The organism is Reyranella soli (assembly GCF_007992495.1).
In the GTDB taxonomy this organism is placed as follows: Bacteria; Pseudomonadota; Alphaproteobacteria; order Reyranellales; family Reyranellaceae; genus Reyranella; species Reyranella soli.
Genome location: NZ_BKAJ01000017.1, coordinates 23,658 through 34,376 on the forward strand (window position 1 = coordinate 23,658; position 10,719 = coordinate 34,376).

At 67.3% G+C, this 10,719-nt stretch carries 12 protein-coding genes; 6 read left to right on the plus strand and 6 right to left on the minus strand.

The annotated features are described in order from the left end of the window. Positions 1-6: 6 nt before the first annotated feature. Positions 7-573: a hypothetical protein gene (locus RSO01_RS04685; protein ID WP_147146706.1), complete on the minus strand. Its 567-nt coding sequence runs from the start codon at positions 571-573 to the stop codon at positions 7-9. Here RSO01_RS04685 and RSO01_RS04690 point away from each other — a divergent pair. The 5 genes from RSO01_RS04690 (at position 554) to RSO01_RS04710 (ending at position 4,771) form a co-directional block, all read left to right on the plus strand. Then, entirely contained in the window at positions 554-841 is a 288-nt protein-coding gene (locus RSO01_RS04690; protein WP_147146708.1) for a hypothetical protein, read from the plus strand. The genes RSO01_RS04685 and RSO01_RS04690 overlap by 20 nt on opposite strands. 61 nt (positions 842-902) lie before the next feature. Further along, the gene (locus RSO01_RS04695) at positions 903-1,961 is read left to right on the plus strand and encodes an ABC transporter substrate-binding protein (protein WP_147146710.1); all 1,059 of its coding nucleotides are present in this window, start codon (positions 903-905) and stop codon (positions 1,959-1,961) included. Between the two features lie 12 nt (positions 1,962-1,973). Next, positions 1,974-2,984, plus strand: a complete 1,011-nt coding sequence (locus RSO01_RS04700) for an ABC transporter permease (RefSeq protein WP_147146712.1) — start codon at positions 1,974-1,976, stop codon at positions 2,982-2,984. Next, positions 2,978-3,769 carry an ABC transporter ATP-binding protein gene (locus RSO01_RS04705; protein ID WP_147146714.1) on the plus strand — a complete coding sequence of 264 codons (792 nt, stop codon included), beginning with the start codon at positions 2,978-2,980 and terminating at the stop codon, positions 3,767-3,769. The genes RSO01_RS04700 and RSO01_RS04705 overlap by 7 nt, the downstream gene beginning before the upstream one ends. Positions 3,770-3,796: 27 nt before the next feature. Continuing rightward, positions 3,797-4,771 (plus strand): Bug family tripartite tricarboxylate transporter substrate binding protein, encoded by a 975-nt coding sequence (locus RSO01_RS04710; RefSeq protein WP_147146716.1) that lies wholly within the window; start codon positions 3,797-3,799, stop codon positions 4,769-4,771. Between the two features lie 59 nt (positions 4,772-4,830). Here the strand turns inward: RSO01_RS04710 and RSO01_RS04715 are convergent, their stop codons facing one another. From RSO01_RS04715 to RSO01_RS04730, 4 genes are all read right to left on the minus strand, one after another. Next, positions 4,831-5,010, minus strand: coding sequence for a hypothetical protein (locus tag RSO01_RS04715; protein ID WP_147146718.1), 180 nt, complete (start codon positions 5,008-5,010; stop codon positions 4,831-4,833). After that, positions 5,007-7,331 (minus strand): ATP-dependent Clp protease ATP-binding subunit ClpA, encoded by a 2,325-nt coding sequence (gene clpA / locus RSO01_RS04720; RefSeq protein WP_218037243.1) that lies wholly within the window; start codon positions 7,329-7,331, stop codon positions 5,007-5,009. Before clpA ends, RSO01_RS04715 begins: the two co-directional genes overlap by 4 nt. Before the next feature lie 45 nt (positions 7,332-7,376). Further along, positions 7,377-7,787: an ATP-dependent Clp protease adapter ClpS gene (gene clpS / locus RSO01_RS04725; protein WP_373867872.1), complete on the minus strand. Its 411-nt coding sequence runs from the start codon at positions 7,785-7,787 to the stop codon at positions 7,377-7,379. A gap of 195 nt (positions 7,788-7,982) precedes the next feature. Continuing rightward, entirely contained in the window at positions 7,983-8,690 is a 708-nt protein-coding gene (locus tag RSO01_RS04730; RefSeq protein ID WP_147146722.1) for a hypothetical protein, read from the minus strand. A gap of 175 nt (positions 8,691-8,865) precedes the next feature. Between RSO01_RS04730 and RSO01_RS04735 the strand changes: the two genes are divergently transcribed. Then, complete coding sequence (locus RSO01_RS04735; RefSeq protein ID WP_147146725.1) at positions 8,866-10,308, plus strand: D-alanyl-D-alanine carboxypeptidase family protein; 1,443 nt, start codon at positions 8,866-8,868, stop codon at positions 10,306-10,308. Here RSO01_RS04735 and RSO01_RS04740 read toward each other — a convergent pair. Then, a partial coding sequence (locus tag RSO01_RS04740; protein WP_147146727.1) for a gamma-glutamylcyclotransferase family protein occupies positions 10,295-10,719 on the minus strand: 425 nt, incomplete at its 5' end. The genes RSO01_RS04735 and RSO01_RS04740 overlap by 14 nt on opposite strands.

A 10,719-nucleotide genomic window follows, 5' to 3' on the forward strand; every position in this document is an offset into this window, starting at 1 on the left:
CGCTGCCTACCGGCGATTGGTGCCCTCGCCCACCTGTGGCCTCATCGCGTGGGAATCCGGCCACACCACCATGAACAGCTGGCGGAACAGGCTCTCGATCCTCGGATCGTTGGAGGCGCTGGCCGATGTCCAGGCCGTCGTCTCCGACATCGGCACGTTGTTGCGGCAGTACACGGCATAGGCATAGAAGCGGCCCGGCCGGCCCGGCTCGAACCGGCTGATGCCGTTGCAGACCTCCCTCGAGCCGAGGTCGCGCGCAGGGTCGAACACCAGCACCAGGCGATAGTTGGGCTGGTCCGTCGCGGCGGCGACGTCGTAGGCGAAGGTAAGCGCGGGCCGCGGCTTGGCCGCCTGCATTGCCGGCAGCAGATCGCGGGCGGTGGCGCCCATGTCGCTGCCGGGGAACGGGTTGCCGGCGAGCACGACATGAAAGTCATGATGGTCGGCGACGGCGAAGAATTCGCTCCAGTCATACTGCGGTGCGTAATAGGTGCCGCCGATGACCGCCGCGGACGCGATGGTCGGCGCGAAAGCGAATCCGACGGCTGCAGCAATGGCCTTGCTGATCTTCATGGGATTCCTCCTTCAGGCTTGTGCCTGTGCCGAGATTCTCCTTCAGGCACGATTACGCCGCGCTGACCGGGCGGCGCGCGGCAATTACACCGGCGTTACGACCGAGACAGTTGTCGGTCGCGAGTCGAAGGCCGCGCAGAAGATGCTTTCTGCATCGGCCGAATCTTTGGTTTTCCGGATTATTTACCGCGCACACCGATCGAACGATGCTGCGGCCATGACGAGCAACCTCTTCACCCGCGGCCCATCCTGTTGCTGTCGCAGCTGACCGCTGCCGGCGCGCGAGCGCGCCTTCCCTCTTCCTGTCCGCGTTCCTGGAGTACCCCGCGATGTTTCGCTTTCCCACCCGACGCACCTTCCTGCGCGCCGCCGCCGTCAGCGGCACCCTGCTCCCGGCCGGCGTGCTGGCCCAGCGCGCCTTCGTCGGCGCATCACCGGCCGAGTTCGATCCTGCGATCTGCCGCGCGTCGTACGGCACGCCGGTCGTGCTGCCCGAGAAGCGCTCGCTCAAGCTCACTTGGAATGCCACCGCCATCTGCACGGTGGGCGTCGCGGTCGCCCAGGAGAAAGGCTACTTCGCGCGCCACAATCTCGACGTCGAATTGATCAACTTCGGCGGTTCGACCGATCAGCTGCTGGAGGCGATCGCCACGTCCAAGGCCGATGCCGGCGTCGGCATGGCGCTGCGCTGGCTGAAGCCGTTGGAAGGCGGCTTCGACGTCAAGATCGCGGCCGGCATCCATGGCGGCTGCATGCGGCTCTTCTCCGCTCCCAACAGCGGCATCACCAAGATCGCCGACCTCAAGGGCAAGGCGATCGGCGTCACCGATCTTGCGGCGCCCGACCGCAACTTCTTCTCGATCATGCTGCACGAGGCCGGCGTCGATCCCAACAAGGAGGTCGAATGGCGCGTCTTCCCGGGCGACGTGCTGCCGATCGCCTTGAAAAAGGGCGAGGTCCAGGCCTTCTGCCAGGGCGACCCGCTGGGCTGGATGGCGCGCGAGCGCGACGGCCTCACCGAGGTCGCCAACAACCTCTCCGGCGAGTATGCGCACCGCACCTGCTGCGTGCTCGGCATCCGCGGCACGCTGATTCGGCAGGAGAAGCCGGTCGCGACGGCACTAGTGCAGTCGCTGCTCGAGGCCCAGGTGTGGGTCGCCGCCAATCCCGAGGCGGCGGCCGCTGTGTTCGCGCCGCACGCCAAGGCGCCGGTCGAGCAGCTCACGGCCATGCTCAAGAGCCACACGCACCACGACCATCCGCTGGCCGGCGACCTGCGCAGCCAGATCGCGGCCTATGGCGAGGAGCTGAAGCGGATCGCGGTGTTCAAGCAGAGCACCGACATCCAGAAATATGCCGCGCGTGTCACCGCCGACGTGCTGAGCTGAGGAGCCGGGCGAATGACATCGATCGCGGAAGCCGCGCCCAACCGGTCGTCGGGCGCGGTACTGGCCGGCGGCGACGAGCGACCTCACTCCCTGGGATTGCTCGTTGTCGCCGGCATCCTTTGGCTCGGCGTCGCCGCCCTGGTGCTCGCCTGGCCCGATGCCCAGGAACTGGAGCGCACCGGCACGCTGGGCGGCATCGCCCTGGTGCTGGGTGCGGGACTGCTGATCGCCGCCGTCATCGGACGGTTCTCCGTCCGGGCCGCAGCGATCGGCCGTGTCGCGCCCTGGCTGGTGGCGCTGGCACTCGCCGTCACGGCCTGGGAGATCGTCACGGCCAAGCTCGACCTCTTGCCGCTGCCGTTCTTCCCCTCGCCGCAGGCCTTCGTCGAGGTCTACACCGACGACTGGCGGCGGTTGGGTGACAGCCTGCTGAACTCCGTGCTCCTGCTGGTACGCGGCTTCGCCATCGGCGCGGCCGTAGGCTTCGTGATCGGCGTGGCGCTCGGCTGGTCGCCCAAGGTTGGCTACTGGATCCATCCGATCATGCGCGTGGTCGGTCCCCTGCCCGCCACCGCCTGGCTGCCGCTCGCCTTCTTCATCTTCCCGACCAGCGGCAGCGCCAGCACCTTCCTGATCGCGCTCGCCACGGCCTTTCCGCTGGCGGTGCTGACCTGGTCCGGCGTCGCCGGCGTGCAGACCGCCTACTACGACGTGGCACGCACCTTGGGCGCCAGCCCGCGCTTCCTGATCCTGAAGGTGGCGATCCCCGCGGCGCTGCCGCACGTCTTCGTCGGGCTGTTCATGGGCCTGGGCTCGTCCTTCGCCGTGCTGGTGGTGGCCGAGATGCTGGGCGTGAAGTCGGGTCTCGGCTGGTACCTGCAATGGGCGCAGGGCTGGGCGGCCTACGCCAACATGTACGGCGCTCTGCTCGTCATGGCGCTGATGTGCTCGACGCTGATCACGCTGCTGTTCCGTCTGCGCGATCGCCTGCTGGCTTGGCAAAAGGGACTCGTCAAATGGTAGCGCTTGCCCACAAGCCGGTGGACACGATCGCCGGCGCCGCGCTCGACGTGCGCAACATCGATCACGGCTTCGCCCTGCATGGCGACTATCTTCCCGTCCTAGAGGATGTGTCGCTGCGCGCCTCCCCTGGCGAGTTCGTCGCCCTGCTGGGCCCGAGCGGTTGCGGCAAGTCGACCCTGCTGCGGCTGGTCGCCGGTCTCGACCGGCCGCGACGCGGCCATCTGCTGGTCGACGACGTCGAGGTGCTGGGGCCCGATCCGTCGCGCGTCGTGGTGTTCCAGGATCCGACGCTCTATCCCTGGCGCACCGTCTGGCGCAACGCCTCGCTCGGCCTCGAGACGCGCGGGCTGCTGAAGCAACACAAGCACCGTGTCGACGACGCGCTCGGGCTGGTCGGCCTGCAGAAGTTCGCCAAGGCCTATCCGCACCAGCTGTCGGGTGGCATGGCACAACGCGCCTCGCTCGCCCGCGCCCTGGTCAACGATCCGCGCCTGCTGATCCTCGACGAGCCGCTGGGCAAGCTCGACAGCCTGACGCGGCTGGCCATGCAGGGCGAGCTCACGCGCCTGTGGCAAGCCCGCGGCTTCACCGTCCTGATGGTGACCCACGATGTCGAGGAGGCGCTGTTGCTCGCCAACCGCGTCATCGTGTTCAGCGACCGGCCGGCGCGGATACGCGCCGACCTCAGTGTCGATCTGCCCTTCCCGCGCCATCGCGACCATCCCGAATTGCTGCGCCTGCGCCGTGAAGCGCTCGGCCTGCTGGGCTTGGGCGGCGACTGGTAACGCCCCTTCATCACGAAAGACAAAACCATGCTCAAGCGACGCCTCCTCCTCGCCGCTCTTCCTGCGCTCGCCGCGCCGGCCATCGTGCGCGCCCAGGACGTCTATCCTTCTCGCGCCGTGCGTCTCGTCGTGCCCTGGCCGCCCGGCGGCGGCGTCGACACGTTCGCTCGCACCGTCCAGGCGCCGCTGGCCGCCGAGCTCGGCCAGAGCGTGGTGATCGAGAATATCGGCGGCGGCTCGGGCCGCGTCGGCACGCAAAGCGCGGCACGCGCGGCACCGGACGGCTACACCCTGGCGCTGGTGAACGACACCTTCGCCGCGACCGAGGCCCTGCCGGTGGCAGGCGCGCCGGCGCTGCGCCCGGCCTTCGTGCCGGTGACGCTGGCGATCTCGGCACCGCAAGGCGTGTTCACGCATCCCAAGTCGGGCATCAAGTCGATCCAGGAGTTCGTCGCCGCGGCAAAGGCCCAGCCTGCCAAGCTCAATGTCGGCGTGCCCGGTCTCGGCAGCTCACAGCATCTCACCAGCGAGCTGCTCCTGCGCGCGGCGGGCGACCTGCGCGTGACCCACGTGCCCTATCGCGGCGGCGGCCCGCTGCTGCAGGATCTCTTGGCCGGCACCATCGACGCCGGCGTGGTGACCTTCTCCGCTGGCGCCCAGCAGGCGCGCGCCGGCCAACTCGTCGCCCTGGCTGTCACCAGCGACGTCCGTCCCGCTGCCTTTCCCGACGTCGTCACCGCGACGGAGACCGTGGCGCCAGGCTTCGTGCAGGTGACCTGGCAGGGATTGCTGGCGCCGAAGGGAACGCCCGAGCCGGCCCTGGCGCGGGTGCACGCGGCGGTGCTCGCTGTGCTGAAGGATCCGGCCGTCGCCGCACGCCTGCGCGAGCTGGGCTTCGATCCGGTCGGCCTCGACGGTGCGGGGTTCGCCAAGCTGTTCGACCGAACGGTCGACACTTTTGCCGGCATCGCCGCCGAACGGAATATCGCGGCCGGCGATTGATCGGGAGCGCGGGCCTCTGGCCCGCTCGTGTGTTCTTCGTCTTCCGGACCGCGCGCCCATCAGCCCCTGCGCACCAGCAGCACGCCGAAGAAAAACAGGATCAAAAACACCGACGGCTGGACGATGCCCATCGGCACCTCCCAGCCGCTGTTCTCGATGATGAACAGGATGACCCAGAAGACCGCGGTGGCGATCACCGCGGCCCGGAACGCGACCCAAACCGGTCGGAAGAGCCTCACTCAGCCAGCACAGGTTCCTGGTTGGCCGGCGGCAGGGCATCCCGCTCCGGCGGCAGGAAGGTGAAGGCAAGCTCCGCGGCTGCGCCCTCGCCCTTGGTGTCGACCCGCACGGTGCCGCCACCCTGGCTCAGCTTGCCGAACAGCACTTCCTCGGCGAGCGGCTTCTTGAGGTGCTCCTGGATGACGCGGGCCAGCGGCCGGGCGCCGAACAGGCGGTCGTAGCCCTTCTCCGCCAGCCAGCGACGTGCGCTGTCCGACAGCTCGATGAACACCTTGCGGTCGGCAAGCTGCACTTCGAGCTCGGCCACGAACTTGTCCACCACCTTGTTCATGCTCTCCGGGCCGAGGTTGGCGAACTTGATCACGGCATCGAGGCGATTGCGGAACTCCGGCGCGAACAGCCGGTTGATCGCCTCGTCGTCCTCGTCATGGCGCGCCTCGCGGCCGAAGCCCAGTGCCGGCTTGGCGATGTCGGCGGCGCCGGCGTTGGTCGTCATGCACAGGATGACGTTGCGGAAGTCCACCGTCCGGCCGTTGTGGTCGGTGAGCTTGCCGTAATCCATCACCTGCAGCAGCACGTTGAACACGTCGGGATGCGCCTTCTCGATCTCGTCGAGCAGGATGACGCAATGCGGATGCTGGTTGACCTGGTCGGTGAGCAGGCCGCCCTGGTCGAAGCCGACATAGCCCGGCGGGGCGCCGATCAGGCGCGAGACCGAGTGCCGCTCCATGTACTCCGACATGTCGAAGCGGATCAGCTCGAGCCCGAGCAGGCGCGCCAGCTGGCGAGTCACCTCGGTCTTGCCGACGCCCGTGGGACCGGCCAGCAGGTAGGAGCCGATCGGCTTTTCCGGCGAGCGCAGGCCCGCGCGCGCGAGCTTGATCGCGGCCGAGAGCTGGTCGATCGCCCGCTCCTGGCCAAACACCACGGTCTTCAGGTCGCGGTCGATGTTGCGCAGCATCTCGGTGTCGTCCTTGGACACGCTCTTGGGCGGGATGCGGGCGATCTTGGCGACAATCTCCTCGATGTCGTGCACTTCGATAGTCGACTTGCGCATGTCGGGCGTGCGCAGCATCTGGGCCGCGCCGACCTCGTCGATGACGTCGATCGACTTGTCGGGCAGCTTGCGGTCGTGGATGTAGCGCGCCGCCAGCTCGACCGAGGCCTTGATGGCATCGTCGGTGTAGGTGACGTGGTGGTGCTTCTCGTAGACCGGCTTCAGGCCCTTCATGATCTCGACGGCATCGGCGATCGAGGGCTCGGGCACGTCGATCTTCTGGAAGCGGCGGACCAGCGCGCGGTCCTTCTCGAAGTAGTTGCGGTATTCCTTGTAGGTCGTCGAGCCGATGCAGCGCAGCTCGCCCGACTGCAGCGAGGGCTTCAAGAGATTCGACGCATCCATCGAGCCGCCCGACGTCGCGCCGGCGCCAATGATGGTGTGGATCTCGTCGATGAACAGCACCGAGTTGGGCTTCTTCTTGAGCTCCGACAACACGGCCTTCAGCCGCTCCTCGAAGTCGCCGCGATAGCGCGTGCCGGCCAGCAGCGCGCCCATGTCGAGCGCGTAGATCACCGACTCCTTCAGCACCTCGGGCACCTCGCCCTCGACGATCTTGCGCGCCAGGCCCTCGGCGATCGCCGTCTTGCCGACGCCGGGCTCGCCGACATAGAGCGGGTTGTTCTTGGTGCGGCGGCACAGCACCTGGATGGTCCGCTCGACTTCGTGCTCGCGGCCGATCAGCGGATCGACGCGGCCTTCGCGGGCCTTCTGGTTGAGGTCGACGCAATAGGCGGCCAGTGCCTCGTTGCCCTGCTTGGCGCCGCCCTCGCCGCCATTCTCCTCCTCGGACCCCTGGACTCGGCGGGTGCGCGCGCGGCCGGGCACCTTGGCCTTGCCGTGGCTGATGTAGTCGACGGCATCGAGCCGCGTCATGCCCTGGTTCTCGAGGAACGACACGGCATGGCTGTCGCGTTCCGAGAACAGCGCCACCAGCACGTTGGCGCCTGTGACTTCCTTGCGACCCGACGACTGCACGTGCACCGCGGCGCGCTGGACGACACGCTGGAAGCCCGCGGTCGGCAAGGGCTCGCTCGGGTTCTGCGTGATGATGCCCTTCAGGCGATTGTCGATGAAGGTTTCCAGATCGTGGCGCAGGCGGTCGATATCGACGCCGCAGGCCTTGAGGACGGGAACCGCATCGTCGTCCTCGGTCATCGCCAGGAGCAGGTGCTCGAGTGTCGCGTATTCGTGGCGGCGTTCCCCGGCGAGCCCGAAGGCGCGGTGGAGGGATCTCTCGAGGTTCTTGGACAGCATGGACATCGAACTACCTCGACTGAAGGAACAACGTACTACTCTCGATCAGGTTCACTCCTTCTCCAACGTACACTGGAGAGGATGCTGGTTCTTGCGGGCATAATCCACGGTCTGAGTCACCTTAGTCTCGGCGATCTCGTAGGTGTAAACGCCGCACACGCCGACGCCCTTTTGGTGGACATGCAGCATGATCTGAGTGGCCTCTTCGCGGTTCTTCTGGAAGATGTGCTGCAGGACATCGACGACGAACTCCATCGGCGTGTAGTCGTCGTTCAACATCAATACCTTGTACATCGACGGCTTCTTTGTGCGGGTCCGGGTCAGCGTCAGCGCCCCACTGCGGCCTTCGCCGTCGCCCTCCCCATCGTCGCGACGCGGCGGCTGCTGCGGCGGACCACCGGGGGGTTCGTTAGGCCCGCCCAGCCGGTCGCCGTTGAGGCGCCATTCCCAGTCGATACGCACAGAATCCATTGTCCGGATCACAATCCCCAAAGAAGCCGAACCACTCGAATTATATAGGGACCCTTGGGGATTCCGCTAGCTCGGCCCACAACCGGTCGCCCACAAGTAGCCGCGGAGCAACACTCGGCGTCGAAATACCCATTCGGCCGCTCGAATGCACCCAGCCGGCAAAAAGCCACAAAGGCGGAATGGCGGCTATCTTGGCCGTAGCCCATCCTTACCCACCGTCAGCGTCCACTGGTTCGCATTCATGTGATTGACCGGCGCATTGGGATCGCGCCGCAGCTCGGCCGGCACCAGCTTGCGCGGCGGATTGACCGGCACCGGCACCGTGTCGAACGAAAAGAGCTTCTGGGCGAACTTCACGTTGGCGAAGCCGTCGGTCGGATAATGATAGGCCTGGAAGCCCCACACGCCGTCGCGGCATGAGGCGACCGTCCACCAGAAGTCCACGTCGGGCAGGCGCAGGCCATCGCGCGGCGGGCCGAAGGCGGCGCTCGCCTGGAACAGCGCCATCAGCTCCCGGGTCTCGCCGACAGTCAGGATGCGCTCGCCGCGTTTCATGCTCCACGGCTTCAGCGCGTCGCCGCCGTTGAACATCAGCACGTTCGACACCACGCCCTGGTCGGCCAGCACGCCGATACCGAGGCCCGTCGTTCCGTCGGGCTGCAGGAAGAGCTCGTAGGTCCTGACCTGCTCGGAATAGATCGCGTTGTAGATCAAGCGCATGCGATTGCGCCCGTCCTTGCCGCAATTGGCCCGGATATCGTCGCCGCCGACAAAGGCGAACCAGTTGAAGCTGCGCACGATCGGCGGATCGACGTAGCGGTCAGGCCGCTGGGCCGAGGCCGTCGACGACACCGCCAAGGCGCACCCGAAGGCAGCCACAAACATCCATTTCATCGCGAGCTCTCCGTAATGGGGCAGGCAATTTGCAAGCCAGTTTCCATGCTAACTTGGGCGTCAAGGCGGCGGCTAAAAAGTTGCATAACCCCACAAATTTGAGTATTGTCGAGGAACTGCCTCTAAGTCTTTGCTTGGGCACAAAAATATAGACTTTGGTAATGGCGTAATTGCGATGACATCCCCTCTACGTCGCATCGCGGCCGGTCTCTCCCTGCTAGCCGCAGCGTTCCTTCTTGTTGCTGCGCTGCTGCCCGGCGACGCCAATGCGCAATCGCCGCCGGTCAAACGTGCGGCGCCGACCGGCAAAGCCAAGGCCGTGCGGCCAGCCGCCGCCTCGAGCTGGGTCGCCAACCCTGCCGTCGATGGCCGCGACGCCTACATCATCCTCGATGCCGCCAGCGGGCGCGAGCTTTCGTCCGATCAGCCCGACGGGCTTCGCCATCCGGCGTCGCTCACCAAGCTGATGACGATCTACCTCACCTTCTCGGCGCTCGACTCGGGCCGCCTCTCGCTGGGCGACGGCCTGCCGGTGTCGATCAACGCGCTCAACGCGCCGCCGACCAAGATGGGCCTGCCGCCGGGCGGCACGGTCAGCGTGCGCGACGCCACGATGGCACTGGTGACGCGCTCGGCCAACGACGCGGCCATGGTGCTGGCCGAGGCGCTGGGCGGCGACGAGGCGAGCTTCGCTGCGATGATGACCAGCAAGGCGCGCCAGCTCGGCATGACGCAGACGGTGTTCCGCAACGCCTCGGGCCTGCCCAACCGCGAGCAGGTCACGACGGCGCGCGACATGGCGCGGCTCGCCTTCGCGCTGATGCGCGACTTCCCGCACTACTATCCGGTGTTCTCGGTGCAGAGCTGGCCATACCGCGGCCGCATCCTGGAGAACCACAACCGCATGCTCGGCTCCTACGAAGGAGCCGACGGGCTCAAGACCGGCTACACCAACGCCTCGGGCTTCAACCTTGTGATGTCGGCGATGCGCGACAACCGCCGCCTGATCGGCGTGGTGATGGGCGGCGACAGCGCCGGCCAGCGCGACCGCATGATGGCCATGCTGATGGACCAGGGCTTCGCCTCGGCGGCAACCATGCGGCTTTCGGCCTGGACCAACGTCCGCAAGCCGCCGTCGGCCCGCTACAGCTCGGCCAATTTCGATCCCAGCCTGGTCATTCCCGAGAGCACGCCACGGCTTGCGGTGGCGAACGCGCAGCCGCTGGCCGGCTTCACGGCCACCGCACCGACGCCTGCCCCTCAGTCCCAGGCGCAAGCCGGCCAGCGCGTCGCCGGCCCCGCCGTGCCGCCGCCGGCCGAAGGCAGCGCGGCGCCCAACGGTCCGCCGATCGGCAGCTGGGTCATCCAGGTCGGTTCGTTCAACGATCCGCAGGCGGCACAGCTCGCGCTCGAACGCGCCTCCTCGACGCTGGTCGACATGCGCTCGATCACGGCGGCCGTCGACGAGGTGCAGATGGCCAACAAGACCTTCCACCGCGCTCGTCTCACCAACCTCTCCCAGGCGCAGGCCGTCGACGGCTGCAAGCGGTTGGAGAAGAAGAAGATCTACTGCTCGGCGATCCAGGTCACCGCCTGGAATACGCCTAACGCGCGCTGAACGCCCGTCTCAGCCGACCGACGAATGGCCGCTTGTGGCGGCCTTTCCATAGCGCGTAGTCCCAGGGCGACGTCGACGGCTGCAGGCGCGCCACGATCGGCTCGAACACCGACACCGTCGCGATCTCGCCGCCAATCCGCACCTTCAGGCGCGCGATCCGGTAGCCCGGGCCCTCATAGGCCGCGAGCCGCGCCACGTCGCGCAACGTGAGGCCGCCGACCACCACGCCCTGCACCCGATCGCCCAGATTGCGCACGACGACGGGATAGGTCGCGCCCTTTGCCCGGCGTCGCGAATGACCGGGCAGGATCGCCGGCACGAAGACCGACGGCGGCAGGCGGCGGCCGATCACCAGCGCCATGACGTCGGGATCGAGCAGCGTGCCGTAGAAGAAGAAGGTGTTCATCGGAG